Here is a 24,998-nt window from a genome sequence, read left to right as displayed (position 1 = left end):
TTTAGCCTTCAATTTCTGTTACGGACAGCAAGTGGCCCACTTTGTTGATCATCCCGCGAATTGCAGGAGTGTCATTGTGAACCACGGTCGAGTTGGTTTTGCCCAGGCCGAGCGTCTTAACAGTAACACGTTGTGTCTGTGGACGACCGATTACACTGCGAACGAGGGTAATTTGCAATTTAGCCATTGACGTTCCCCTCCTTAACCGCGTAATTCTTCGACAGATTTGCCGCGAAGTTTCGCGACTTCTTCAATGCGCTTCAGACGGGAAAGACCCTCTAAAGTTGCATTGACCATGTTCATGGAATTCGAAGAACCCAGAGATTTTGTCAAAATGTCGCCAACGCCTGCCAATTCCAATACTGCACGAACAGGACCGCCGGCGATAACGCCAGTACCTTCGGAAGCTGGTTTCAGCAGCACGCGTCCTGCGCCGAAATGTCCAGTAACGAGGTGAGGAATCGAAGTTCCTACGATTGGAATGTGAATCAGGTTTTTCTTAGCGTCTTCAATGCCTTTACGGATGGCATCCGGAACTTCACCGGCTTTACCGATACCCGCACCGACATAGCCGTTGCCGTCGCCCACAACAACAAGTGCACTAAAGCTGAAACGGCGTCCGCCTTTTACAACTTTTGCTACACGGTTAATGTGTACAACTCTTTCTGTCAGCTCTAAACTGTTCGGATCTACACGCAAGTCGTTAACCTCCTTTTAGAAATATTCTAGAATTCAAGACCAGCTTCGCGAGCTGCATCAGCCAAAGCCTGAATCCGTCCATGGTACAAGTATCCGCCGCGGTCAAATACAACCACTGCATAACCCTTTGCTTTAGCACGCTCAGCGACCAGTTTGCCCACTTTGCTTGCAGCTTCAACGCTGCCGCCATTGCCGATTGTTGCGCTCAGTTCTTTATCTTGAGTGGAGGCAGATACGATTGTAACGCCTGTCACGTCATCGATCAATTGAGCATAGATGTGTTTCGAAGAACGGAACACGTTCAAACGTGGACGCTCAACAGTTCCTTGGATCTTTTTACGTACCCGCAGGTGTCTTTTGAGACGAGCCTTGTTTTTGTCCTCTTTTGTAATCATGACTTCCATTTCACTCCCTTCAGTTTGCTGCATAGCAGCTTCACTTTACGATGCACGGGGTATCTTATGAAGAAGAGTAAGCCGATTATTTCTTCTTACCGGCTTTACCTTCCTTACGGATAATACGTTCGCCTTCGTACTTAATACCTTTACCTTTATACGGTTCTGGTTCACGTACGGAACGGATCTTAGCAGCATAAGCACCAACGCGTTCTTTATCGATACCTCTAACGATGATTTTCGTGTTCGCAGGAACTTCGAACTCGATACCAGCTTCCGGTGTAATTTCAACCGGGTGGGAGTAACCAACGTTCAGAACGATTTTATCTCCGGATTTGCTTGCACGATATCCGACCCCAACCAGCTCCAGAGATTTCGAGAAACCTTCAGTCACACCGCTCACCATGTTGTTGACAACGGAGCGGGTTGTGCCGTGAAGTGAACGATGCAATTTGTTGTCCGACGGGCGAACAACGGTAATTTCGTTATTTTCAACTGTAACCTTCATGTCTTTATGAAGTTCACGAGTCAAAGTGCCTTTAGGACCTTTTACTGTAATAACGGCGTTGTCTAAAGTGACATCTACACCGCTAGGTACTGCGATTGGTTTGCGACCAATACGAGACATGTGTTGCACCTCCTTATCTTGTGACGTTTATTACCATACGTAGCAGACAACTTCTCCGCCGGATTTGGATTGACGAGCTTCTTTGTCGGTCATAACTCCCTTAGAAGTGGAGATAATCGCGATTCCCAGGCCACCAAGTACACGAGGCACTTCGTTGCTCTTCGTGTAAACACGAAGACCTGGCTTACTGATTCTCTTCAGACCAGTGATAACGCGCTCCTGGCTAGGGCCGTATTTCAAGAAGATACGGATAATCCCTTGTTTGCTATCTTCAACGAATTCCGCATCACGGATGAAGCCTTCACGCTTCAGGATGTCCGCGATTTGTTTTTTCATAGTAGAAGCAGGCATTTCTACTGTCTCGTGACGCACAATGTTAGCGTTACGAATACGAGTAAGCATATCTGCAATAGGATCAGACATAGTCATGTGTGTAAACCTCCTTCCCTGTTATAAACTTCTTACCAACTTGCTTTTTTCACGCCAGGGATCTGGCCTTTATAAGCTAACTCACGGAAACAAATTCTGCAAATTTTGAACTTTTGCAGTACCGAATGTGGACGACCGCAACGCTCACAACGTGTATATGCACGCACTTTGAACTTAGGTTCGCGTTGTTGTTTGACTTTCATCGAAGTTTTTGCCACTTTAGCCTGACACCTCCTAAACAGTTTCGGAGAAAATGGATATTTGTTACTTAGCGAAAGGCATTCCCAGCTGATTCAGCAGCTCACGGGATTCCTCATCCGTCTTTGCAGTAGTTACGATAACGATGTCCATACCGCGCACCTTATCCACTTTGTCATACTCGATTTCCGGGAAGATCAGTTGTTCTTTAAGACCAAGCGTGTAGTTACCACGGCCGTCGAAGGCTTTGGTGGATACACCGCGGAAGTCACGTACGCGTGGAAGCGTTACGTTGAACAATTTGTCCAGGAAGTAGTACATGCGCTCGCCGCGCAGTGTAACTTTAACCCCGATCGGCATGTTTTCGCGCAGTTTGAAACCGGCGATGGATTTCTTTGCTTTAGTGATGACTGGCTTTTGACCAGAGATCAATTGCATGTCGTTAACTGCAGCATCCAGTACTTTGGAGTTCTGAACAGCGTCACCCACACCCATGTTGATGACAACCTTCTCGATCTTAGGTACTTGCATAACAGTTGTATAGTTGAACTTCTGCATTAGAGCAGGTGTAATTTCATTCAAATAACGTTCTTTCATTCTTGCTGCCATGAAGATTTACCTCCTTTCTTTAGGACTAATTAGTCGATAATCTCTCCGGATCTCTTAGCTACCCGAACCTTCTTACCGTTATCGAGCACTTTGTAACCGATACGTGTTACTTTACCGCTCTTCGGATCGATGTGCATTACGTTGGACACATGGATCGAAGCTTCCTGCTCGATGATTCCGCCTTGCGGATTCAGCTGGTTAGGCTTCTGGTGTTTTTTCACCATGTTTACGCCTTCTACCAGAACGCGGTTTTCGCGAGGATAAGCAGCGATGACACGGCCTTTTTTACCTTTGTCTTTCCCGCTGATCACAAGCACCACATCATCTTTTTTCACGTGCAGTTTATTGTTATGGGATTCCAGAACTTTTTTCACTCTAGGCATTGATTACACCTCCTATGACTAACCTTTTCAGTACTTCACGTTACTGTAGGGTAACTTATTAGATTACTTCCGGTGCCAAGGAAACGATCTTCATGTAGTCCTTATCGCGAAGTTCGCGAGCAACTGGTCCGAAGATACGTGTTCCGCGTGGGCTTCTGTCGTCTTTAACAACAACAGCTGCGTTTTCGTCAAAAGAAATGTAAGAACCGTCTTTACGGCGTACAGAACGTTTAGTACGAACGACTACCGCTTTAACAACATCACCCTTTTTGACAACGCCGCCTGGTGTTGCTTGTTTAACGGAACAAACAATCAGATCACCGATTGCTGCTGTACGGCGTCCAGTACCACCCAGTACGCGGATACACATCAGTTCCTTCGCACCAGAGTTGTCAGCCACATGCAAACGTGTAAATGGTTGAATCATTATTAATTTCCTCCTTCCGGAAAAACTGTCTGATTATCTTAGATGATAACCGCTGCTTCTACCACTTCAACAAGTCTCCAACGTTTGTCCTTAGACAATGGACGAGTTTCCATGACTTTCACAACATCACCAATTTTCGCAACGTTACCTTCATCATGTGCCTTGAATTTCTTCGTGGACTTGATGCGTTTGTGGTACAGGTTGTGCTTTTTATAGGTTTCAACAGCAATTACAATGGTTTTATCCATTTTGTCGCTGACTACTTTACCGATCAGCACTTTACGTGCGTTACGTTCTTCGCTCATAGTTAGCCTCCTTCCTGATTACGGATCTGGTGATCCGCCCTCACTTAACTAATCCCAAGTACTCTTTGATGGATAACGGTTTTAGCACGAGCTATTTCCTTGCGCACATCACGAATCCGAGTAGGGTTATCCAGCTGACCGGTAGCCAATTGGAAACGGAGATTGAAAAGTTCTTCTTTGAAACCAGCGATCTTTTGTTCAATCTCGGCAGTGGTTAAGTTGCGAAGTTCATTAGCTTTCATTTGCTTCACCACCCACTTCTTCACGTTTCACAAACTTAGTCTTTACAGGCAGCTTGTGAGCGGCAAGACGCATCGCTTCACGAGCGATTTCTTCCGACACGCCTCCGAGTTCGAACATAATCTTACCCGGTTTAACTACTGCTACCCATTTCTCAACGTTACCTTTACCACTACCCATACGAACCTCAAGAGGCTTCTGAGTAATTGGCTTATCCGGGAAAATCTTAATCCAGACCTGACCACCACGTTTGATGTAACGTGTCATTGCAATACGGGCAGCTTCGATCTGACGGTTAGTGATCCAAGATGGTTCCAGAGCTTGCAGGCCGAATTCGCCGAAGTTAAGTTCTGTACCGCCCTTAGCCATACCCTTCATGTGACCGCGTTGTTGCTTGCGGTGTTTAACGCGTTTTGGTACCAACATGATTAGTTGCCTCCTTCCTGAGCAGCTTGTTTCTTAGCTGGGGGAAGAACTTCTCCACGGTAGATCCATACTTTCACACCGATACGGCCGTAAGTAGTATGTGCTTCAGCCGTTCCGTAGTCGATATCGGCACGAAGCGTATGAAGTGGAACTGTTCCTTCGCTATAACCTTCTGAACGGGCAATCTCAGCGCCGCCAAGACGTCCGCCAACCTGAGTTTTGATTCCTTTTGCACCGGAGCGCATAGTTCTTTGAATTGCTTGTTTCAGAGCACGACGGAACGATACACGACGCTCCAGCTGTTGTGCAATGCTTTCAGCTACAAGAATAGCATCCAATTCAGGGTGCTTAATTTCGTTGATGTTGATGTGAACCTTTTTGCCACCGGCGATAGCTGTAACTGCGTTGCGAAGTACTTCTACTTCTGCTCCGCCTTTACCAATTACCATACCCGGTTTAGCAGTGTGAATTGTAACATTCACTCGGCTTGCCGCTCTTTCGATCTCGATGCGGGAAACAGAGGAATCTTTCAATTTTCCTTTAAGGTATTCACGGATTTTGACGTCTTCCATTAAAAGAGTACCGAAATCTTTGCCTGCATACCATTTAGATTCCCAATCGCGAATGACACCGATTCGGAGTCCGACTGGATTTACCTTTTGACCCACGTGTTATCCCTCCTTATTTCTCAGATACCACCAAAGTAATGTGGCTGGTACGTTTATTGATCCGGCTTGCACGGCCCATGGCGCGCGGACGGAAACGTTTCATAGTAGGACCCTGGTTAACGAAAATCTCGCTAACGAACAGACTGTTTACGTCCATGGAGTAGTTGTGCTCAGCATTGGCAATCGCCGAGTTAAGCAGCTTTTCAACTACCGGAGAAGCGGATTTTGGAGTGTGGCGAAGAATTGCAATTGCTTCCCCCACTTGCTTGCCGCGAATCAAGTCAACAACCAGTTTCGCTTTACGAGCAGAAATCCGCACCGATCTAGCATGTGCTTTTGCTTCCATTTATTTTCCCTCCTCTCGAACGAAGACCTGTAATTATCTTCTTGTTTTCTTATCGTCACCCGCATGGCCTTTGTAAGTACGTGTTGGCGCGAACTCGCCCAACTTGTGACCTACCATATCTTCCGTTACGTATACTGGCACGTGCTTACGGCCGTCATATACACCAAACGTATGTCCGATAAACTGAGGGAAAATTGTTGAGCGACGGGACCAGGTTTTTACTACAACTTTCTTCTCTGATGCGTTCAGTTCCTCAACTTTTTTCAGCAGGTAGCCATCGATAAACGGCCCCTTTTTTAAACTGCGACCCATGTATGAATCCTCCCTTCATCCGGTTCTTCAAACCGCGAATCGACGCTTCGCGCTTGTCTTAATGCCAGAAGCGTCTTATTTCGTGCGGCGGCGAACGATATATTTATCAGATGCCTTGTTTTTCTTACGCGTTTTGTAGCCAAGGGTTGGTTTGCCCCATGGAGACATAGGCGATTTCCGTCCGATTGGAGCGCGGCCTTCACCACCACCGTGTGGGTGATCGTTAGGGTTCATTACTACCCCGCGAACTTCAGGACGTTGGCCGAGCCAGCGACTGCGTCCGGCTTTACCGATTTTGATCAATTCATGATCTTCGTTACCTACGGATCCGATTGTTGCACGGCAAACGCTCAGAATTCTGCGAACTTCACCGGAGTTCAAACGAACGGATACGTATTTTTCTTCTTTACCGAGCAATTGAGCTTCTGTACCAGCAGCACGAACCAGCTGTCCGCCTTTGCCTGGTTTCAACTCAATGTTGTGGATAACTGTACCGACTGGAATGTTAGCCAGTGGAAGTGCGTTACCAACTTTGATATCCGCTGCAGGGCCGGATTCTACTTTATCCCCAACTTTAAGGCCTTTTGGAGCGATAATGTAACGTTTCTCTCCATCAGCATAGTGGATCAAAGCAATGTTGGAAGTACGGTTCGGGTCATACTCGATTGTAGCAACGCTACCTGGTATGCCGTCTTTAGTCCGTTTGAAATCGATAATACGGTATTTACGTTTGTGTCCGCCGCCATGGTGACGAACCGTAATTTTACCTTGGTTGTTGCGGCCGGCTTTTTTGCTCAGCGGTGCAAGCAACGATTTCTCTGGCTGGTTTGTTGTGATTTCTTCAAACGTAGACACGGACATAGCGCGTCTTGCCGGAGAGGTCGGTTTGTACTTTTTGATTGGCACTGTAGTTTCCTCCTTACTTCAAGAGTATTATTCTACCGCTTCAAAGAATTCAAGCGGTTTGCTGTCCGGGCTAAGTTTCACGATGGCTTTTTTCCACTCTGGAGTGTATCCGGAGTATTTGCCATAACGCTTCAATTTACCAGGTACGCGCATTGTGTTCACACTAACGACTTTTACTTTAAAAATAGCCTCGACAGCTTTTTTGATTTCGGTCTTGTTAGCACGGATATCCACTTCAAAAGCGTATTTCAATTCGCTCATGTATTCGGATGTGCGTTCCGTAATCACCGGACGTTTGATAATATCACGAGGATCTTTCATTACGCGAACACCTCCTCTACCTTCAGAACTGCTTCTTTAGTGATGATCAGTTTGTCGTACGTCAGTACGTCAAGAACATTAATGCCGTCAGCCGCTACGAATTTCACCCCAGGGATGTTACGAGCGGAGAGCGCTACGTTATCATCATAGCTTGGAGCTACGATCAACGCTTTGCTGTCTACCTTCAGGTTGTTCAGAATGGCTGCGAATTCTTTCGTCTTCGGAGCATTCAATGTCAGGCTGTCAAGTACGATAATGTCGTTCCCGATAACTTTCGAGGACAACGCGGATTTGATGGCCAAACGGCGAACTTTCTTAGGCAGTTTCCAGGAATAGCTGCGTGGAGTTGGTCCGAAGACTACGCCGCCGCCTTTCCATTGTGGAGAACGGATGGAGCCTTGACGAGCGCGACCTGTACCTTTTTGTTTCCAAGGCTTACGTCCGCCGCCACGAACTTCAGAACGTCCTTTAACTTTGTGTGTACCACGACGAAGGGAAGCTCTTTGCATAAGTGCAGCTTCGTGCAGGACATGCACGTTCGGTTCGATACCGAACACTGAATCACTCAGTTCAACTTCGCCAACTTCGTTACCACTGATATTAAAAAGTGTTACTTTTGGCATTTCATGTTCCTCCTTTCTTCAATGATTATTTCTTAACAGTTTCTTTAACTTTCACGAAGCTGTTCTTAGGTCCTGGAATTGCACCTTTAACCAGCAGTACGTTACGTTCAACATCCACTTTGATGATTTCAAGCTTCTGAACCGTTACGGTTGTGTGACCCATGTGACCCGGAAGGCGTTTGCCCTTAGGAACACGGTTAGCTTGAATGGAACCCATGGAACCAGGTCTTCTGTGGTAGCGCGAGCCGTGAGACATTGGTCCGCGGCTTTGACCCCAACGTTTGATGTTACCCTGGAATCCCTTACCTTTGCTAGTACCAGTTACGTCAACAAATTCGCCTTCAGTGAAGATATCAGCCTTCAGCTCTTGTCCAACCTCGAGTGCCCCGAGGTCAACACCGCGAATTTCGCGAACGTAGCGCTTAGGTGTAGCATTTGCCTTTTTGGCGTGACCCTGTTCAGGCTTGTTGGAGCGGCTTTCCTTCTTATCGGAAAAACCCAACTGCACTGCTTCATATCCGTCGATATTCAGGTCTTTCTTTTGCAGTACCACACAAGGTCCAGCCTCGATAACCGATACTGCGATCACGTTACCTTCTGGAGTAAACACTTGAGTCATACCGAGTTTTTTTCCTAAGATACCTTTCATGTTGACACCTCTTTTCTTTTCCTAATTACTTATTGTTGGAATTACAATTTGATTTCGATATCTACACCGGACGGTAGATCCAAGCGCATCAAGGCATCCACAGTTTGTGGTGTTGGATTCACAATATCGATCAGACGTTTGTGAGTCCGCTGCTCAAACTGTTCACGGGAATCCTTGTACTTGTGTACCGCACGGAGAATGGTAATGATTTGCTTCTCAGTTGGCAGCGGGATCGGCCCGGATACACCAGCACCCGAACGTTTTGCTGTTTCAACGATTTTCTCTGCGGATTGATCAAGAATTCTGTGGTCGTATGCTTTCAAGCGGATACGAATTTTTTGCTTTGCCATTTTAGTCCCTCCTTCTATCGCCCAATTTATTATCGGACATACTCCGTGAAAATTTTCTGACGTCGACCTCATGGCAAAGGGGCCGGGTGTGTCAGTAACCTCTCACATCATCGCAACGTCTCAGAACAACATTTATTATTATATATAATACCTACCTACTTTGCAAGCGAAAAAAGAAAACAGTACGATTTTATTTTCAAAATGTAATTCCGCTCTCTACCGCATGACTTATGGCCCTTCCTTATTGCAAAACCGGCTGTGTCATCCTTTTCAGGACGCCCCAGCCGGTTCAGTTTGCAACTTGTTTTCTTCTATATAAATAAGGTTCATTATGCCTGACTATAGATTATCGGTAGCCGACTTAAAATACTCCGCTGACGCAGCACTTTGCGCTGTAGTTGAGCCTATTCCTTCTATTGTCTGTATTAATACTTTGATCTCTTCTTCAACTACCACGATTTCCTGTGTACTGGCCTGCATGGAGTCAACGATTACACTGAACAATCTGCTCGTCTCGACTGACTGCTCTTTGCCGCTCCTTGTCAGCTCCTGTACCTTGCGGATCTCCCGGACTACCTGGTTGGTCAGCTCGGCTGATTGCTGAGTTAATTCGCCGATCCGCACAACAGTGCTTTTGGTATCCTCAGCCAGCCGGCTGACTTCGCTTGCCACTACACTGAACCCCCTGCCATATTCTCCGGCGCGCGCTGCTTCAATTGTAGCGTTAAGTGAAAGGATTTTGGTCTGATCAGCGATATCCTGCACCGCAGCCACAATCCGCTGAATCTGCCGGGAAGAGCTGTTAAGCTCATTCACTGAACGTTCCATCTCATTCGTGCTCTCATATATAAGGTTAATCTGTCCGCTCAGGCTGCCGAGCTGTCCTTGTCCATCCTTAGCCATCTCACGTGACTCCACAGCTGTAGAAGCCGTGCGGCGGAAAGTATTGTTCAACTCATTGCTGCTGGCCACCAGCTGCTCTACAGCGGCGTTAGTATCCATGCTGAGATCAATCAGTTCACCGCTGAATTCAGCTATCTTCTGCTTTAATTCATTCTTTACTATAAGGTATTGCTCTTCCTTCTCTCTGATGTTTTCCTTCTCATAAGCTTCAAGCACGAGCTGCTGCTCCAGATTAAGAAGTTTTGTCAGAGTCTGAACTACTTTGAGCCGTTCGTTATCCTTAAGACTCTCTCCATACATCACTGTTATAAAAACGTTCTGAAGGTTCTGAAATGCCGAGAGATACCATTTAGGCTCTAGACCCACCCTTTTATGTATCTTGGCTATCGTCAGCCGTTTGGCAATATACTGTTCATCCACATTCCCGTCGAATATTTCAATAATATGCAGCTTTAATGTTTTCTTCAGACGTTCGATGCTGCTGTGCTCAAGAATGATCGTCTCGAGCTTATCTACACCGAGTACAGTATTGTAGAACTGGTCGGTAATATAATCTATTTCTCTTTCCACCGTAGGCTTCATCAAGCGTAAGAGGTTTAGATCTTCCTCAGTAAGGTCAATCATTCGCATCTGTTCATTCAGCTCATCATGCCCGTTCAGGGTGTGAAAAACCGGTGTGGAGAGGGGGGCGATAGGCTTGCTGTCCTTGGAGTGCGCGTCGGGAGATTCCTCATTATTCTTAATTGATTGAATGCCATGCATAAAAGAAAAAGGACATTTCCCCATACTTCCACTCTCCCTGAATTCCTAAATATTAGCATTGCAAATATAGCAATATTCTAACCTATGGGAGAGATAATTGTAAAGAATTTTAAGTATTATATTGTAGAATAATGTTGAATATACTACTGAATCACGTTGAATATTGTCGTAATTTGTCGTTTTATAGAATGAGAGAATTTGATTATCATATATACATAAGGAACAGAAACGCATGTTCTATTGAGAGATTTCAGCAATTCGCGACAGAGCCAGTATATCCAAAATCATTACGGTTCGGTTATTTACCCTAATCAGTCCCAGCGACTCCAGCTGATTCAGCTTACGGCTAAGTGTTTCAGGCGTCGTGCCGATCATCGCTGCGAACTCTTTTTTGGCGGCCGGCAGATGAAGCATTGGGTATTCCTCTTCCCCGCCGGAAGATAGCGACTGCCTGGAATATAGATGCAGCAGCAACCGTGCAAGTCTTTTTTCCGCTTCAAAAATATGCAGTGCCCCAGCCAGCTCATCCGCCTGCTGCAGCTGCTCACTGACGGACTTCAGAAAGCTGAAAGCAAGACCCGCATTGCTTGCCAGCAACGGCATGAAATCCTCCCTCCGCATCCGGCAGATATATCCGCCCTCCACCACCTCAGCTGTAGCATAATGCTGTTTATTATGAAGCAAGGCAAACTGGCCAAAGTAATCCCCCGGAAAAAGAAATCGGAGAATATGCTGTTTCCCTTCTTTGCTGGTTTGGGTCAATTTTATCAACCCGTTATTAACAACAAATAAAGATTCAGACTGCTCTCCTTCCCTAAACACCACACTGCCCTTTGTATAATATTCAGACTCTATGATAGATTCGACCTTAAGCAGCTCTTGATCAGGCAAAGCCAGAAACACCGGCACCTGACGAATACAGGAATCTTTATGGCACATATTGCATTTCATCTCGTATCGTTCCTCTCTGACTACCTGAAGCTAACATATCAGGAATACAAAAGCCGCCCGGTGACTCCACTCACAATAATGTTGAAAACTTGATCTGTATCAAGGATTTTATGGCTCATTTCCTGCACAATATTGTTAGAGAGAGAAGAAGAGGAGATGGACAGCTATGCAGCAATATACATTTGACGATATGCAAAAGATGGACAGATCCAGACTAGGCAACATGGTACCGCTGGAGCTATTCCGGACAATCAGACTTATCGGTATGAACCAAGGTCTCCCTATGGGCGGAAAAGGCACAACTCTTACTGTAGGGAGAAAAATCGGAGAAAGCCTGCCGGTAAAAAGTGTGGATGAGCTGCTGGCTCTTTTTGAGGAGCTGAAAATCGGCATCCCGCAAATCGTCTATTCCGACGAGCACAAGATAAACATTGCAGTTGAGGACTGCTTCTGCAAGGGCCTGCCGACTTTGGAAGAAGAAAAAATGATATGTGATTTAGAAGGAGCCATCCTGGAGGGAGCATTGACTAAATTGTATGGCCGTAGAGTAAGTGTAAGAGAAATAAAGTGTAATGCCACCGGTGATGAGTATTGTGAGTATGAAGTAAAACTGTAACCCTTAGGGGAAAATTAGAAGAAAGCAGGAGATTACTATGGAAAAGAAAAATATCAGCGAAGCTATTCAACATCTGGAGGAGCGCTTTACGAAAAAGGTGCTGTTTCAAAAGGGAGACAGTGTAGTGTTCGTACTTAATTTTATGCCAGGTCAAAAACTTCCGGCGCATACTCATCCCGGAGCTGATGTGTACATTTATGCCATCCAGGGTACAGGCACCATCACTGTTAATGATGCCGATCAAAAATTTGCAGAAGGCGAAGTTATCCACATTGCCGACGATGAAGTATTTGCATACCGTAACAGCGGGGATATTCCGGCCAGCCTTTATGTCGCTATTTCAAAGCTGCCAAGTGCATCCTACGCCAAAGACATTTAGAAATCTCTGAACACTAGCTCTACCCGCTGAAGAATCTTCTCTGGGTAGAGCTTTTTTGTAGTATAAAAAAACAGGAGCTCTTCCGAAGAAGAACTCCTGCTCTTATAATCGAGCTATCCTAATGGATAGTGCCGAATTACTTAGTGATTGTAGCTACGCTACCTGCACCAACTGTACGTCCGCCTTCACGAATGGAGAATTTAGTACCTTCTTCAATCGCGATTGGGGAGATCAGTTGTACGGTTACAGTGATGTTATCACCAGGCATAACCATTTCAGTACCTTCTGGCAGGTTGATGATACCTGTTACGTCAGTTGTACGGAAGTAGAACTGTGGACGGTAACCAGTGAAGAATGGTTTGTGACGTCCGCCTTCTTCTTTAGTCAGAACGTAGATCTGAGCACTGAACTCAGTGTGTGGCTTAACGGAGTTTGGCTTAGCCAATACTTGACCGCGCTCGATGTTGTTACGGTCAACACCACGCAGCAGTGCGCCGATGTTGTCGCCAGCTTGAGCGGAATCCAGCAATTTACGGAACATTTCTACGCCCGTTACTACGGATTTCTTAGTTTCTTCGTGAATACCAACGATTTCGATTTCTTCTCCGACTTTAACTGTTCCGCGTTCTACGCGGCCAGTTGCCACGGTACCGCGGCCAGTGATGGAGAATACATCTTCGACTGGCATCAAGAAAGGCTTGTCAGTTGCACGTTCTGGAAGTGGGATGTAAGTGTCGATAGTTTCGAACATTTCAACAATCTTGTTAGCCCACTCACCTTCAGGGTTTTGCAGAGCTTCACGAGCAGAACCACGAATGATTGGAGTGTCATCGCCTGGGAAGTCGTATTCGCTCAGAAGGTCGCGAACTTCCATTTCAACCAGTTCCAAGAGCTCTTCGTCTTCAACCATGTCGCATTTGTTCAGGAATACAACAATGTAAGGAACGCCTACCTGACGGGAGAGCAGGATGTGCTCGCGAGTCTGTGGCATTGGGCCGTCAGCTGCGGATACAACCAGGATTGCTCCGTCCATTTGCGCTGCGCCAGTGATCATGTTTTTAACATAGTCGGCGTGTCCAGGGCAGTCTACGTGTGCGTAGTGACGGTTAGGAGTTTCATATTCAACGTGAGCTGTGGAGATAGTGATACCACGTTCGCGCTCTTCTGGAGTTTTATCGATTTGGTCGAAAGCTACAGCAGCACCGCCGTATTTTTTGGACAATACAATAGTGATTGCTGCAGTAAGAGTCGTTTTACCATGGTCGACGTGACCGATAGTACCGATGTTAACGTGTGGTTTGTTACGTTCAAACTTTGCCTTTGCCATTTGAACAGTTCCTCCTTTAATGTGGGGTCCTTATATTTGAGCCGCCCGCCTATATGCAATTCTAAGATGACTTAAGTGTGATATCCGGACGGCAAGTTAAAATTAGTGATTATTCTCCACCCTTGTTCTTGGAAATGATTTCTTCAGCAATGGATTTAGGTACTTCCTCATAGTGAGAAAGCTCCATTGAGAATACGCCACGTCCTTGAGTACCGGAACGGAGAGTTGTGGAGTATCCGAACATTTCGGACAAAGGCACCTTAGCACGAATAATTTGAGCACCACCACGGGAATCCATACCTTCGATTCTGCCGCGACGGGAGTTCAGCATACCCATAACATCGCCCATGTATTCCTCAGGAACAGTTACTTCCACTTTCATGATTGGCTCAAGAAGAGCTGGCTTACACTTTTCTTTAGCTGCTTTGAGCGCCATCGATCCGGCAATTTTGAATGCCATTTCGTTGGAGTCAACATCATGGTATGAACCATCAACGATGGTTGCCTTAACGTCTACAAGCGGGAAGCCTGCAATAACGCCGTTTTTCATTTGCTCTTCAATACCGGCAAGTGCAGGAGCGATGTATTCTCTTGGTACAGAACCACCGACAACTTTACTTTCGAATTGGCTGCCAGTACCCGGCTCGAGAGGTTCGAATTCAACCCATACGTGACCATACTGACCGCGACCGCCGGATTGGCGAACGAATTTACCTTCAACACGTGCTGGTGCTTTGAAAGTTTCGCGGTAAGCAACCTGTGGTTTACCCACATTGGTTTCTACTTTGAATTCGCGGCGCATACGGTCGATGATAATGTCAAGGTGAAGCTCACCCATACCTGCCAGGATGGTTTGGCCAGTTTCTTCATCAGTATGCGCACGAAGAGTTGGATCCTCTTCAGTCAGCTTACCGAGAGCAACGCCCAATTTATCTTGGTCGGCTTTGGTTTTTGGTTCAACTGCGATTTCGATAACCGGATCAGGGAAGTTCATGGATTCCAGGATTACCGGGTGCTTCTCATCGCAAAGGGTATCGCCAGTACTTGTGTCCTTCAGACCAACAGCTGCTGCGATATCACCAGCGTAAACGATGGAGATTTCTTGACGGCTGTTAGCATGCATCTGCAGAATACGGCCGATACGCTCACGTTTGCCCTTAGTAGCGTTAACTACGTAAGAACCGGATTCCAGGATACCGGAGTATACACGGAAGAACGTGAGTTTACCAACATAAGGGTCTGTCATGATTTTAAATGCCAGTGCTGAGAATGGTTCTTCGTCCGAAGAGTGACGAACCGCTTCAGTTCCGTCATCCAGATGACCTTGAATAGCCGGTACATCTACTGGGGATGGCAGGTAATCAACGACAGCGTCCATCATCAGCTGAACGCCCTTATTGCGGTAGGAGGATCCAACGATTACAGGGAAGATCTTAACTTCTACTACGCCTTTGCGCAGAGCAGCCTTAATCTCTTCAACTGTAATTTCTTCACCTTCCAGGTACTTCATAGTCAGGTCTTCGTCAAGTTCTGCAACTTTCTCGATCAGCTCGAGACGCAGAGCCTCAACTTGTTCCAGATAATCAGCCGGAATTTCCGTTACTTCGATGTTTTGACCCAGATCATCTTTGAAGATGTGAGCTTTTTGCTCAACCAGGTCAATAATACCTACGAAGTCGTTCTCAGCGCCAATTGGCAATTGAATTGCAACTGCATTGGCTTGCAGGCGGTCACGCATGCTTTCAACAACGTTAAGGAAGTCCGCACCGATGATATCCATTTTGTTCACATATGCGATACGAGGTACGCCGTACCGGTCAGCCTGTCTCCATACAGTTTCAGACTGAGGCTCAACACCTTCTTTCGCACTGAAAACACCAACTGCTCCATCCAATACACGAAGGGAACGTTCAACTTCAACAGTGAAGTCAACGTGTCCTGGAGTATCAATGATATTGATGCGGTGACCTTTCCACGCAGCAGTTGTAGCAGCGGATGTAATGGTGATTCCGCGCTCTTGTTCTTGTTCCATCCAGTCCATTGTAGCTGCACCCTCGTGAACTTCACCGATTTTGTGCGTACGGCCTGTGTAGAAAAGAATCCGCTCTGTGGTAGTGGTTTTACCAGCATCAATATGTGCCATGATCCCGATATTACGTGTATTTTTTAAGGAGAACTCTCTTGCCATGAAATGGGTCTCCCTTCAAAATCTGAGTTATTTTAACAGCTATGATCCTACCAGCGGTAGTGAGCAAACGCTTTGTTCGCTTCAGCCATCTTGTGTGTATCTTCGCGTTTCTTAACAGAAGCGCCTGTGTTGTTGGAAGCGTCGATGATCTCAGCCGCCAAACGCTCTTCCATAGTCTTCTCACCGCGGTTGCGTGAGTAGTTCACGAGCCAACGTAATCCCAGAGCAGTACGTCTCTCAGGTTTAACCTCGATAGGTACTTGGTAGTTAGCACCGCCGACACGGCGAGCCTTAACTTCCAATACTGGCATGATATTCTTGATGGCAGCTTCGAAAACTTCCATCGGTTCTTTACCAGTACGTTCTTGGATCAATTTAAACGAATTGTACAGAATGCTTTGAGCGACACCTCTTTTACCACCCAGCATAATGCGGTTGATCAAACGAGTAACCAACTTGCTATTATACAATGGATCTGGCAATACATCTCTCTTAGTAACTGGACCTTTGCGTGGCATGGATATCCCCCTTTCTTAAATGTTTATTATTCAGGTATTGTAATCTTATTTCTTAACCTTAGGACGCTTCGCACCATACTTGGAGCGAGCCTGCATACGGTTAGCTACGCCTGCTGTATCCAGCGCGCCGCGAACGATGTGATAACGAACTCCCGCAAGGTCCTTAACTTTACCTCCGCGCAGCAATACTACACTGTGCTCCTGAAGGTTGTGTCCGATACCCGGAATGTAAGCAGTCACCTCAAGACGGTTCGTCAAACGAACACGGGCATACTTACGAAGTGCGGAGTTTGGTTTACGTGGTGTCATAGTACCTACACGAGTGCAGACACCGCGTTTCTGCGGAGCGCTCAAATTTGTACTCTCACGCTTGAGGGCGTTAAACCCTTTTTGAAGAGCGGGAGACTTCGATTTCTCGATTTTGGCTTGACGGCCCTTACGAACCAGTTGATTAATAGTTGGCATTTGTTGTGCCACCCCCTTCCTGAAATAGTAATCCATTTACGAACTTTAAGTCCACAGACCCAGGCGGTTCATAAAAAGACAAATGAAAAGTCTTTGCTGCCGAAGTACACCCCGGTACAAAAACATCTTTCGTGCTATTGTTTTAAGACGGCTGCCATAGCAGCACCAACTTCGATACCACAGGCCTTGCCCAAATTCAGCATTGTATCTACATAAGTGATCTTCACACCTTGTTTGTTGCAAAGCATAACAATTCTGGAAGTAATCCGTTGATCTCCGTCCTCTGCCACATAGACTTCTGCGGCCTGGCCCAATTCCACCGCCTTAACGGTTTGCTTGGTACCGATCTTGACCTGAGCATCCTGTAATCCTCTGTCATCAGTCATAATATCCATTACCTCCAATGAACAAGAATAACAAGGCCACTCACGCACCTTAGACATATTAGCATTATCAGAAGATGAAGTCAAGCAATTCAGCAATAAATTTATAAGAAATCCACAGCAGTCAGCCGCGCGCGGAGCATTACGCTCCGCGCGCGGAATCTGCATGCCGTGATTATTACATTACTCGGCTGGAACCGTTTCTAGAGCCTCTTGCTCACTCTCTGCATTCGGATCACTCAGCTTCACATTACGGTAGCGGTTCATACCGGTTCCCGCAGGAATCAGCTTACCGATGATAACATTTTCTTTCAGTCCAAGAAGTTTATCCACTTTACCCTTAATTGCTGCATCGGTCAGGACGCGGGTAGTTTCTTGGAAGGATGCTGCAGACAGGAAGGAATCTGTCTCCAGAGAAGCCTTGGTAATACCGAGCAGTACTGGTTTGGCAACTGCCGGCTCCTTACCGGAAAGAATAGCTTCCTTGTTGGCTGCTTCAAATTCCTGAATATCCGCAAAGGCACCCGGAAGAAGAGTAGTCTCTCCGGCATCGATAATACGGATTTTGCGCAGCATCTGCTTAATCATAACTTCAATGTGCTTATCGTTAATTTCTACGCCCTGGTTACGGTATACGCGCTGTACTTCCTGCAGAATGTAATTCTGCACCCCGCGGATACCCTTAATGCGCAGCATTTCTTTAGGGTCAATAGAACCGTCTGTCAGCTCATCCCCGGCTTCAATCTCCTGGCCTTCACTGACACGCAGACGCGAACCGTAAGTGATGGAGTACGTCTTGGATTCTGCTTCACCTTGAACCTCGATTTCACGGCGGTCCTTCGTTTCACGGATTTCCTTAATTACCCCGTCGATCTCACTGATTGTAGCCTGACCCTTAGGGTTACGGGCCTCGAACAACTCCTGGATACGCGGCAAACCTTGCGTGATGTCATCACCGGCAACCCCCCCGGTATGGAACGTACGCATGGTAAGCTGGGTTCCCGGCTCACCGATGGATTGAGCGGCAATAATGCCGACAGCTTCACCGATTTCTACGAATTTACCTGTTGCCAGGTTACGTCCGTAGCATTTTTTGCAGACACCGTGACGGGCACGGCAGCTCAGTACAGAGCGGATCTGCAGCTTAGTTACACCAGCATTTACAATTTCTTCAGCCTTATCAGAGTCAATCAGATCGTTACGGTGAACGATGATTTCCTTAGTCTCCGGATGACGGACAGTTTCGAAAGAGTAGCGGCCTTCAATACGGTCGTACAGATCCTCAATAACTTCCTTACCATCCTGGATACGGCTTACTGTAAAGCCTTTATCTGTACCGCAATCTTCTTCACGTACGATTACGTCCTGGGCCACGTCTACGAGACGGCGGGTCAGGTAACCGGAATCCGCTGTACGCAGCGCTGTATCGGCCAGACCTTTACGCGCTCCGTGCGTCGAGATAAAGTACTCGAGGACGGTCAGACCTTCACGGAAATTCGCTTTAATCGGCAATTCGAAGATACGGCCGGATGGTGTCGCCATCAGTCCGCGCATACCGCCCAGCTGGGTGATCTGCGATTTGTTACCGCGCGCCTTGGAATCAACCATGAGCATGATCGAGTTGAAACGGTCCATCGACTTCAGCAGGATGTTCGTAAGTTCATCCTTAGTCTTCGACCAGATTTCAATAACACGGTCATAACGCTCGTCATTGGTGATCAGGCCACGGCGGTACTGGTTGGCAACCACATTAACCTTAGCATCCGATTCTTCAAGGATCTTAGTCTTTTCATCAGGCACTACAACGTCTGATACGGCAACTGTTACACCGGAACGTGTGGAATACGTGAATCCGAGCTGTTTGATCTTATCAAGAATCATCGATGTTTTGGTTGTGTGGTAGGTCTCGAAGCAGCGTGCAATAATCAGACCGAGATATTCCTTACCTACAGCACTTGCATCCTCAGCACTCATGATGCGCTCACGGATATCGGCGCCTTTTTCGTAGATGAAGTATTTCTCAGGTGTTCCTTGCAGCAGGTTCGCTTTGGTTGCTTCGTTGATATATGGGAAACTGCTCGGATAAATTTCATTGAAGATAATTTTACCGATCGTTGTAATCAGCATTGCATTCTGCTGTTCTTCTGTAAAGTTGGTTTTACCCAGTGCTTTAACAGGAATAGCCACACGTGCATGTAGACCTGCGGTTCCGCGCTGATAAGCTGATACAGCCTCATTCACATTACGCAGGATCATACCTGTGCCTTTTTCTTCCTTGTTGTCCATAGTCAGGTAGAATGTACCTAAAACCATATCCTGGGAAGGAGTAACAACCGGCTTACCGTCCTTAGGGTTAAGGATATTACCGGATGCAAGCATCAGGAGACGCGCTTCCGCCTGGGCTTCAGCTGACAGAGGAACGTGCACCGCCATCTGGTCACCGTCAAAGTCGGCGTTGTAAGCCGTACATACGAGCGGGTGAAGACGGATCGCATGACCTTCTACCAGAATCGGTTCAAAAGCCTGGATACCGAGTCTATGCAGCGTAGGGGCACGGTTTAGCAGAACCGGATGCTCTCTGATTACTTCTTCAAGGACATCCCATACTTCAGGGCTTACGCGTTCAACCTTGCGCTTAGCACTCTTAATGTTGTGGGCGAGACCTTTGTTAACCAGTTCTTTCATTACGAACGGCTTGAAGAGCTCCAGAGCCATTTTCTTAGGAAGACCGCATTGGTACATCTTCAGATAAGGTCCTACAACGATAACGGAACGTCCGGAGTAGTCAACACGTTTACCGAGCAAGTTCTGGCGGAAACGTCCCTGTTTACCTTTCAGCATATGGCTGAGGGATTTGAGCGGACGGTTACCTGGACCTGTTACAGGACGGCCGCGGCGGCCGTTGTCGATCAGTGCGTCGACAGCTTCCTGAAGCATACGTTTTTCGTTCTGCACGATGATATCAGGAGCACCCAGATCCAGCAGTCTCTTAAGACGGTTATTACGGTTGATTACACGGCGGTACAGGTCATTAAGGTCAGACGTAGCAAACCGGCCGCCATCCAGCTGAACCATCGGACGAAGCTCCGGCGGAATTACCGGGAGTACATCCATGATCATCCAGTCAGGTTTGTTGCCGGAGTTACGGAAGGCTTCAATAACTTCAAGGCGTTTGATTGCCCGGTTACGGCGCTGGCCTTGAGCCGTGCGCAGTTCTTCTTTGAGGAATTCCAATTCCTTCTCGATATCGATATCCTGGAGCAGTTTTTTGACTGCTTCAGCACCCATACCTGCCTGGAATCCGTAGCCGTATTTCTCACGGTAGCTGCGGTATTCTTTTTCGGACAGGAGCTGCTTCTTCTCCAGCGGTGTTTCGCCTGGATCTGTTACAACATAGGATGCGAAATAGATGATCTCTTCAAGCGATCTTGGGGACATATCCAGAGCAAGACCCATACGGCTTGGAATGCCTTTGAAATACCAGATATGAGATACCGGAGCTGCCAGCTCGATATGGCCCATACGTTCGCGGCGCACTTTAGCGCGGGTAACTTCAACGCCGCAGCGGTCGCAGACAACGCCCTTATAACGGACGCGTTTGTATTTACCGCAGTGGCATTCCCAGTCCTTTTGCGGTCCAAAAATACGCTCACAGAATAAGCCTTCTTTTTCCGGTTTTAACGTGCGGTAGTTAATGGTTTCCGGTTTTTTTACTTCTCCGCGGGACCAAGAACGAATTTTTTCCGGAGAAGCAAGCCCGATTTTCATAAATTCAAAATTGTTAACGTCCAACAAGGAGCAACCCTCCTTAACCTATATCCTGAATTAGTACCGGAGGCCCTCCCTTGATGGTTACATCAAAAGAGGGCACGGTCCTTTTAAATACAATGTATATCTTGACTATGGATTAATCGGCACCGACTTCTGCACCCTCTAAATTAAGGCTCAGCTTGTCGCCTGACGTCTCGTCTTCATCGTCCAGTTCCTTCATCTCGATCTCCTGCTCGTCGCCGCTGAGGATTTTGACGTCCATACCGAGCGACTGCAGCTCCTTAATGAGTACCTTGAACGATTCCGGAACACCCGGTTCTGGAACATTTTCGCCTTTGACGATCGATTCGTATGTTTTCACACGGCCGACCACGTCATCGGACTTCACGGTTAAGATCTCTTGCAGCGTATATGCAGCACCGTACGCCTCAAGCGCCCATACTTCCATTTCCCCGAACCGCTGTCCGCCGAACTGGGCTTTACCGCCGAGCGGCTGCTGCGTAACGAGGGAGTAAGGTCCTGTGGAACGGGCATGAATTTTATCATCAACCATGTGCGCCAGCTTGATCATGTGCATGACACCGACAGTAACCTCGCGCTCGAAGCGCTCGCCTGTACGTCCGTCATACAGCACTGTCTTACCGTTACGCTGCATACCTGCTTCTTCCATAGTGTCGAATACGTCGTTCTCACGTGCCCCGTCAAATACCGGAGTAGCAATGTGGATACCCAACTGCAATGCAGCCATACCGATATGAACCTCAAGCACCTGTCCGATGTTCATACGGGAAGGTACGCCCAGAGGGTTCAGAACTACCTGCACAGGTGTGCCATCTGGAAGGAAAGGCATATCCTCTTCAGGCATGATACGGGCAACGACACCTTTGTTACCGTGACGTCCCGCCATCTTGTCACCCTCAGAAATCTTACGTTTCTGGGCGATATAGACGCGGACCAGCTGATTAACGCCCGGAGGCAGCTCATCGCCGTTCTCGCGGGTGAAGACCTTAACGTCAACAATGATACCGTCACTGCCGTGAGGAACGCGCAGTGAGGTGTCACGCACTTCGCGGGCTTTCTCACCAAAGATCGCATGCAGCAGGCGCTCTTCAGCTGTCAGTTCCGTTACACCCTTAGGAGTAACCTTACCGACAAGAATATCGCCGGCATTGATTTCAGCACCGATGCGGATAATACCGCGCTCGTCAAGATTACGCAGAGCCTCTTCACCCACGTTAGGAATATCGCGGGTAATCTCTTCAGGTCCAAGCTTCGTGTCACGGGCTTCGGATTCATATTCCTCGATGTGGATCGAAGTGTATACATCTTCCTTAACCAGCTTTTCACTCAGCAGAATGGCATCCTCGTAGTTGTAACCTTCCCATGTCATGAACGCAACAACTACGTTGCGGCCCAGAGCCAATTCGCCCATTTCGGTGGAAGGACCGTCTGCCAGAATGTCACCCTTCTTAACAATATCCCCTCTTTTAGCCAGAGGACGCTGATTAATACAGGTACCTTGGTTCGAACGCATAAATTTGTGTAATTTATATTTAACGATATCGCCTTTAACTTCCTTGCCGTCAACAGACTCAACACGGCGCAGCCAAATTTCGTTGGCAGAGGAGCGTTCAATGATACCGTCATACTTGGAAACAATACATACGCCTGAATCTTTAGCGGATTTATGCTCCATCCCTGTGCCGACAAGCGGTGCTTTCGGAATCAGAAGCGGAACGGCCTGACGCTGCATGTTCGATCCCATCAGTGCGCGGTTGGAGTCATCGTTCTCCAGGAACGGAATGAGCGCCGTAGCGACCGATACAACCTGTTTTGGTGAAACGTCCATATAGTCAACGCGATTACTAGGCATTGTAGTAATGTTGTCGGAGTCTTTGTTGTAACGGACGATAACCATATCTTCTTTGAACGTACCATCTTCATCAATCAGTACATTCGCCTGGGCTACGACATAGTTATCTTCTTCATCGGCAGTCAGATAGTCAATCTGCTCGGTAACCTTGCCTGTCTTAGGATCCACCCAACGGTACGGTGCTTCAATGAAGCCATACTCATTGATGCGGGCAAAGGTGGACAAGGAGTTGATCAGACCGATATTCGGACCTTCCGGTGTTTCGATTGGACACATACGGCCGTAGTGACTGTGATGGACGTCGCGGACTTCAAAGCCTGCGCGCTCACGGGTCAGACCGCCGGGTCCGAGTGCCGATAGACGGCGTTTGTGCGTAAGTTCTGCAAGCGGGTTCGTCTGATCCATAAACTGGGACAGCTGCGAGCTTCCGAAGAACTCTTTAATGGACGCAATCACGGGACGTATGTTAATCAGAGCCTGCGGAGTAATCGCATTGGCATCCTGAATCGACATTCTCTCGCGCACTACGCGTTCCATACGGGATAAACCGATACGGAACTGGTTCTGCAGCAGTTCACCCACGGAGCGAAGGCGACGGTTACCCAAGTGGTCGATATCATCCGTGTTGCCGATACCGTGCAGCAAATTAATAAAGTAGCTGATTGAGGAAATAATATCAGCCTGGGTAATATGCTTAACCGATTTGTCGATGTTACCGTTGGCAATCAGCTTGATAACCCGTCCTTCTTCGATCGGCGAGAACACGTCGATTGTCTGCAGAGGAATATCCAAGCTGTCCATAACCCCGCCCGTTACACGGTAGTTCTTGGCAGCAACGTTTTTCTCGAAATAAGGAATCAGCTCATCAAGCAGACGGCGGTCAACCATTTGACCGGACTCCGCCAGAATTTCACCCGTAGCTTCGTCAACGAGCGGCTGAGCCAGACGCTGATTGAACAGGCGGTTCTTGATGTGCAGTTTTTTGTTGATTTTGTAGCGGCCGACATTGGCCAGATCATAGCGCTTCGGATCAAAGAAACGTGCGACCAAAAGGCTCTTGGCATTGTCAAGTGTCGGAGGTTCGCCCGGACGGAGCCGCTCATAAATTTCGATAAGCGCTTTTTCCGTAGAATCCGTGTTGTCTTTATCCAGCGTATTGCGAATATATTCATCATTACCAAGCAATTCCAGAATCTCGGCATCGCTACCGAAACCAAGAGCACGCAGCAGCACGGTAACCGGAATTTTGCGTGTACGGTCAATCCGGACATACATAATATCCTTAGCATCCGTTTCAAGCTCCAGCCAGGCTCCTCGGTTAGGAATCACTGTGGCGGTGTAGGTTTTTTTGCCGTTTTTATCCACTTTTGTGCTGAAATAGACGCTTGGAGAGCGAACCAACTGGCTGACAATAACCCGTTCCGCACCATTGATAATAAAAGTGCCGGTCTCCGTCATCAGCGGGAAATCTCCCATGAACACTTCCTGCTCTTTGACCTCACCGGTCTCCTTATTAATGAGCCGTACCTTAACCCGCAGAGGAGCCGCATATGTTACGTCCCGCTCTTTAGCGTCGTCAACCGTATACTTCGGTTCACCCAGGCTGTAATCAATGAACTCTAGTACCAAATTACCCGTGAAATCCTGGATCGGCGAGATGTCCTGGAACATTTCCCGCAATCCTTCCTCCAAAAACCAATCATAAGATTTTTGTTGGATCTCGATCAGGTTCGGGACCTCGAGTACCTCGTTAATTCTCGCATAGCTCCGCCGAGTGCGTCGACCATACTGAACAAGATGTCCTGCCAACTTTACTCACCCCTCATGTCTACTCACTTAAAAATTGATTGCGAACCCTTGTTTGGACCCGTATAATGGAACCATAACATAAGGATTCGACCATAAATAAAGAAAAGCCCTTATCGAAATCTTCGAAAAAAGAGCGCAT

At 47.3% G+C, this 24,998-nt stretch carries 31 protein-coding genes; 2 read left to right on the top strand and 29 right to left on the bottom strand.

The window, feature by feature from the left end:
* Window position 1 precedes the first annotated feature (1 nt).
* The 22 genes from rpmD to BN3772_RS31590 all read right to left on the bottom strand — a co-directional run bounded on the left by rpmD (window position 2) and on the right by BN3772_RS31590 (window position 11,518).
* A complete protein-coding gene (gene rpmD, locus BN3772_RS22290; protein WP_039877387.1) occupies window positions 2-187 on the bottom strand; it encodes a 50S ribosomal protein L30 in 186 nt (61 codons plus the stop codon).
* A gap of 14 nt (window positions 188-201) precedes the next feature.
* Entirely contained in the window at window positions 202-699 is a 498-nt protein-coding gene (rpsE, locus tag BN3772_RS22285; RefSeq protein ID WP_036652980.1) for a 30S ribosomal protein S5, read from the bottom strand.
* A 26-nt stretch (window positions 700-725) separates the two neighbouring features.
* Entirely contained in the window at window positions 726-1,094 is a 369-nt protein-coding gene (gene rplR, locus BN3772_RS22280; protein WP_081947898.1) for a 50S ribosomal protein L18, read from the bottom strand.
* An 85-nt stretch (window positions 1,095-1,179) separates the two neighbouring features.
* Entirely contained in the window at window positions 1,180-1,722 is a 543-nt protein-coding gene (gene rplF / locus BN3772_RS22275; protein ID WP_042181065.1) for a 50S ribosomal protein L6, read from the bottom strand.
* A 30-nt stretch (window positions 1,723-1,752) separates the two neighbouring features.
* On the bottom strand, window positions 1,753-2,151 hold the full coding sequence (gene rpsH / locus BN3772_RS22270; protein WP_042202339.1) for a 30S ribosomal protein S8: 399 nt from the start codon (window positions 2,149-2,151) through the stop codon (window positions 1,753-1,755).
* Window positions 2,152-2,183: 32 nt separating this feature from the next.
* The gene (locus tag BN3772_RS22265; RefSeq protein WP_036589425.1) at window positions 2,184-2,369 is read right to left on the bottom strand and encodes a type Z 30S ribosomal protein S14; all 186 of its coding nucleotides are present in this window, start codon (window positions 2,367-2,369) and stop codon (window positions 2,184-2,186) included.
* Window positions 2,370-2,415: 46 nt separating this feature from the next.
* Window positions 2,416-2,958, bottom strand: a complete 543-nt coding sequence (gene rplE / locus BN3772_RS22260) for a 50S ribosomal protein L5 (protein WP_042181069.1) — start codon at window positions 2,956-2,958, stop codon at window positions 2,416-2,418.
* A gap of 29 nt (window positions 2,959-2,987) precedes the next feature.
* A complete protein-coding gene (gene rplX / locus BN3772_RS22255) occupies window positions 2,988-3,341 on the bottom strand; it encodes a 50S ribosomal protein L24 (protein WP_019908235.1) in 354 nt (117 codons plus the stop codon).
* Window positions 3,342-3,399: 58 nt separating this feature from the next.
* Window positions 3,400-3,768, bottom strand: a complete 369-nt coding sequence (gene rplN, locus BN3772_RS22250; RefSeq protein WP_020427062.1) for a 50S ribosomal protein L14 — start codon at window positions 3,766-3,768, stop codon at window positions 3,400-3,402.
* 38 nt (window positions 3,769-3,806) lie between these two features.
* On the bottom strand, window positions 3,807-4,073 hold the full coding sequence (rpsQ, locus tag BN3772_RS22245) for a 30S ribosomal protein S17 (RefSeq protein WP_039877393.1): 267 nt from the start codon (window positions 4,071-4,073) through the stop codon (window positions 3,807-3,809).
* A 44-nt stretch (window positions 4,074-4,117) separates the two neighbouring features.
* On the bottom strand, window positions 4,118-4,315 hold the full coding sequence (rpmC, locus tag BN3772_RS22240) for a 50S ribosomal protein L29 (protein ID WP_019908232.1): 198 nt from the start codon (window positions 4,313-4,315) through the stop codon (window positions 4,118-4,120).
* Window positions 4,305-4,739: a 50S ribosomal protein L16 gene (rplP, locus tag BN3772_RS22235; RefSeq protein WP_039877394.1), complete on the bottom strand. Its 435-nt coding sequence runs from the start codon at window positions 4,737-4,739 to the stop codon at window positions 4,305-4,307. The genes rpmC and rplP overlap by 11 nt, the downstream gene beginning before the upstream one ends.
* Window positions 4,740-4,741: 2 nt before the next feature.
* Window positions 4,742-5,407, bottom strand: coding sequence for a 30S ribosomal protein S3 (gene rpsC / locus BN3772_RS22230; protein WP_039877395.1), 666 nt, complete (start codon window positions 5,405-5,407; stop codon window positions 4,742-4,744).
* A 13-nt stretch (window positions 5,408-5,420) separates the two neighbouring features.
* Window positions 5,421-5,753: a 50S ribosomal protein L22 gene (gene rplV / locus BN3772_RS22225; protein WP_039877396.1), complete on the bottom strand. Its 333-nt coding sequence runs from the start codon at window positions 5,751-5,753 to the stop codon at window positions 5,421-5,423.
* A gap of 33 nt (window positions 5,754-5,786) precedes the next feature.
* Complete coding sequence (rpsS, locus tag BN3772_RS22220; RefSeq protein WP_039877398.1) at window positions 5,787-6,065, bottom strand: 30S ribosomal protein S19; 279 nt, start codon at window positions 6,063-6,065, stop codon at window positions 5,787-5,789.
* 75 nt (window positions 6,066-6,140) lie between these two features.
* The gene (rplB, locus tag BN3772_RS22215; protein ID WP_039877399.1) at window positions 6,141-6,971 is read right to left on the bottom strand and encodes a 50S ribosomal protein L2; all 831 of its coding nucleotides are present in this window, start codon (window positions 6,969-6,971) and stop codon (window positions 6,141-6,143) included.
* Window positions 6,972-6,998: 27 nt separating this feature from the next.
* Window positions 6,999-7,292, bottom strand: coding sequence for a 50S ribosomal protein L23 (gene rplW / locus BN3772_RS22210; RefSeq protein WP_019908225.1), 294 nt, complete (start codon window positions 7,290-7,292; stop codon window positions 6,999-7,001).
* On the bottom strand, window positions 7,292-7,915 hold the full coding sequence (rplD, locus tag BN3772_RS22205; RefSeq protein ID WP_039877400.1) for a 50S ribosomal protein L4: 624 nt from the start codon (window positions 7,913-7,915) through the stop codon (window positions 7,292-7,294). The genes rplW and rplD overlap by 1 nt, the downstream gene beginning before the upstream one ends.
* Before the next feature lie 25 nt (window positions 7,916-7,940).
* Entirely contained in the window at window positions 7,941-8,564 is a 624-nt protein-coding gene (gene rplC, locus BN3772_RS22200; protein ID WP_039877401.1) for a 50S ribosomal protein L3, read from the bottom strand.
* A gap of 41 nt (window positions 8,565-8,605) precedes the next feature.
* Window positions 8,606-8,914, bottom strand: coding sequence for a 30S ribosomal protein S10 (gene rpsJ, locus BN3772_RS22195; RefSeq protein ID WP_017692074.1), 309 nt, complete (start codon window positions 8,912-8,914; stop codon window positions 8,606-8,608).
* Between the two features lie 339 nt (window positions 8,915-9,253).
* Entirely contained in the window at window positions 9,254-10,603 is a 1,350-nt protein-coding gene (locus BN3772_RS22190) for a globin-coupled sensor protein (RefSeq protein ID WP_052380645.1), read from the bottom strand.
* A 213-nt stretch (window positions 10,604-10,816) separates the two neighbouring features.
* The gene (locus BN3772_RS31590; RefSeq protein WP_280114395.1) at window positions 10,817-11,518 is read right to left on the bottom strand and encodes a Crp/Fnr family transcriptional regulator; all 702 of its coding nucleotides are present in this window, start codon (window positions 11,516-11,518) and stop codon (window positions 10,817-10,819) included.
* A gap of 178 nt (window positions 11,519-11,696) precedes the next feature.
* Here BN3772_RS31590 and BN3772_RS22180 point away from each other — a divergent pair, with 178 nt between their 5' ends.
* Entirely contained in the window at window positions 11,697-12,146 is a 450-nt protein-coding gene (locus BN3772_RS22180) for a V4R domain-containing protein (protein WP_042202333.1), read from the top strand.
* 37 nt (window positions 12,147-12,183) lie between these two features.
* Entirely contained in the window at window positions 12,184-12,525 is a 342-nt protein-coding gene (locus BN3772_RS22175) for a cupin domain-containing protein (protein ID WP_042202332.1), read from the top strand.
* A gap of 136 nt (window positions 12,526-12,661) precedes the next feature.
* Here the strand turns inward: BN3772_RS22175 and tuf are convergent, their stop codons facing one another.
* The 7 genes from tuf to rpoB form a co-directional block, all read right to left on the bottom strand.
* The gene (tuf, locus tag BN3772_RS22170; RefSeq protein WP_042202330.1) at window positions 12,662-13,852 is read right to left on the bottom strand and encodes an elongation factor Tu; all 1,191 of its coding nucleotides are present in this window, start codon (window positions 13,850-13,852) and stop codon (window positions 12,662-12,664) included.
* 109 nt (window positions 13,853-13,961) lie between these two features.
* Window positions 13,962-16,040 carry an elongation factor G gene (fusA, locus tag BN3772_RS22165; protein ID WP_042202329.1) on the bottom strand — a complete coding sequence of 693 codons (2,079 nt, stop codon included), beginning with the start codon at window positions 16,038-16,040 and terminating at the stop codon, window positions 13,962-13,964.
* 47 nt (window positions 16,041-16,087) lie between these two features.
* A complete protein-coding gene (gene rpsG / locus BN3772_RS22160; RefSeq protein WP_020427074.1) occupies window positions 16,088-16,558 on the bottom strand; it encodes a 30S ribosomal protein S7 in 471 nt (156 codons plus the stop codon).
* Window positions 16,559-16,603: 45 nt separating this feature from the next.
* Entirely contained in the window at window positions 16,604-17,023 is a 420-nt protein-coding gene (gene rpsL, locus BN3772_RS22155) for a 30S ribosomal protein S12 (protein ID WP_039877409.1), read from the bottom strand.
* Between the two features lie 134 nt (window positions 17,024-17,157).
* Window positions 17,158-17,409 (bottom strand): ribosomal L7Ae/L30e/S12e/Gadd45 family protein, encoded by a 252-nt coding sequence (locus tag BN3772_RS22150; protein WP_042181085.1) that lies wholly within the window; start codon window positions 17,407-17,409, stop codon window positions 17,158-17,160.
* Between the two features lie 180 nt (window positions 17,410-17,589).
* Window positions 17,590-21,201, bottom strand: coding sequence for a DNA-directed RNA polymerase subunit beta' (gene rpoC, locus BN3772_RS22145; RefSeq protein WP_042202328.1), 3,612 nt, complete (start codon window positions 21,199-21,201; stop codon window positions 17,590-17,592).
* Window positions 21,202-21,313: 112 nt separating this feature from the next.
* Window positions 21,314-24,859, bottom strand: a complete 3,546-nt coding sequence (gene rpoB / locus BN3772_RS22140; protein ID WP_042202327.1) for a DNA-directed RNA polymerase subunit beta — start codon at window positions 24,857-24,859, stop codon at window positions 21,314-21,316.
* Between the last annotated feature and the right edge of the window lie 139 nt (window positions 24,860-24,998).

The sequence above is a fragment of the Paenibacillus camerounensis genome (genome assembly GCF_000723885.1).
Lineage (GTDB): Bacteria > Bacillota > Bacilli > Paenibacillales > Paenibacillaceae > Paenibacillus_AQ > Paenibacillus_AQ camerounensis.
Note: the sequence above shows the minus strand (reverse complement) of the source record. Positions and strands in the feature narration are given on the sequence as shown.

Bases quoted from the DNA above. Each gene is read 5' to 3' on its own strand.
- rplV (WP_039877396.1), bottom strand. From the start codon at position 5,753: ATGGAAGCAAAAGCACATGCTAGATCGGTGCGGATTTCTGCTCGTAAA.
- tuf (WP_042202330.1), bottom strand. From the start codon at position 13,852: ATGGCAAAGGCAAAGTTTGAACGTAACAAACCACACGTTAACATCGGT.
- BN3772_RS31590 (WP_280114395.1), bottom strand. From the start codon at position 11,518: ATGTGCCATAAAGATTCCTGTATTCGTCAGGTGCCGGTGTTTCTGGCT.
- rpsH (WP_042202339.1), bottom strand. From the start codon at position 2,151: ATGACTATGTCTGATCCTATTGCAGATATGCTTACTCGTATTCGTAAC.
- rpsJ (WP_017692074.1), bottom strand. From the start codon at position 8,914: ATGGCAAAGCAAAAAATTCGTATCCGCTTGAAAGCATACGACCACAGA.
- rplD (WP_039877400.1), bottom strand. From the start codon at position 7,915: ATGCCAAAAGTAACACTTTTTAATATCAGTGGTAACGAAGTTGGCGAA.
- rplE (WP_042181069.1), bottom strand. From the start codon at position 2,958: ATGGCAGCAAGAATGAAAGAACGTTATTTGAATGAAATTACACCTGCT.
- BN3772_RS22190 (WP_052380645.1), bottom strand. From the start codon at position 10,603: ATGGGGAAATGTCCTTTTTCTTTTATGCATGGCATTCAATCAATTAAG.
- rpmC (WP_019908232.1), bottom strand. From the start codon at position 4,315: ATGAAAGCTAATGAACTTCGCAACTTAACCACTGCCGAGATTGAACAA.
- rplX (WP_019908235.1), bottom strand. From the start codon at position 3,341: ATGCCTAGAGTGAAAAAAGTTCTGGAATCCCATAACAATAAACTGCAC.
- rplR (WP_081947898.1), bottom strand. From the start codon at position 1,094: ATGATTACAAAAGAGGACAAAAACAAGGCTCGTCTCAAAAGACACCTG.
- rplN (WP_020427062.1), bottom strand. From the start codon at position 3,768: ATGATTCAACCATTTACACGTTTGCATGTGGCTGACAACTCTGGTGCG.
- rpsS (WP_039877398.1), bottom strand. From the start codon at position 6,065: ATGGGTCGCAGTTTAAAAAAGGGGCCGTTTATCGATGGCTACCTGCTG.
- rpsG (WP_020427074.1), bottom strand. From the start codon at position 16,558: ATGCCACGCAAAGGTCCAGTTACTAAGAGAGATGTATTGCCAGATCCA.
- rpmD (WP_039877387.1), bottom strand. From the start codon at position 187: ATGGCTAAATTGCAAATTACCCTCGTTCGCAGTGTAATCGGTCGTCCA.
- rplF (WP_042181065.1), bottom strand. From the start codon at position 1,722: ATGTCTCGTATTGGTCGCAAACCAATCGCAGTACCTAGCGGTGTAGAT.
- BN3772_RS22180 (WP_042202333.1), top strand. From the start codon at position 11,697: ATGCAGCAATATACATTTGACGATATGCAAAAGATGGACAGATCCAGA.
- BN3772_RS22150 (WP_042181085.1), bottom strand. From the start codon at position 17,409: ATGACTGATGACAGAGGATTACAGGATGCTCAGGTCAAGATCGGTACC.
- BN3772_RS22175 (WP_042202332.1), top strand. From the start codon at position 12,184: ATGGAAAAGAAAAATATCAGCGAAGCTATTCAACATCTGGAGGAGCGC.
- fusA (WP_042202329.1), bottom strand. From the start codon at position 16,040: ATGGCAAGAGAGTTCTCCTTAAAAAATACACGTAATATCGGGATCATG.
- rplW (WP_019908225.1), bottom strand. From the start codon at position 7,292: ATGAAAGATCCTCGTGATATTATCAAACGTCCGGTGATTACGGAACGC.
- rpsQ (WP_039877393.1), bottom strand. From the start codon at position 4,073: ATGAGCGAAGAACGTAACGCACGTAAAGTGCTGATCGGTAAAGTAGTC.
- rpsL (WP_039877409.1), bottom strand. From the start codon at position 17,023: ATGCCAACTATTAATCAACTGGTTCGTAAGGGCCGTCAAGCCAAAATC.
- rplC (WP_039877401.1), bottom strand. From the start codon at position 8,564: ATGAAAGGTATCTTAGGAAAAAAACTCGGTATGACTCAAGTGTTTACT.
- rplP (WP_039877394.1), bottom strand. From the start codon at position 4,739: ATGTTGGTACCAAAACGCGTTAAACACCGCAAGCAACAACGCGGTCAC.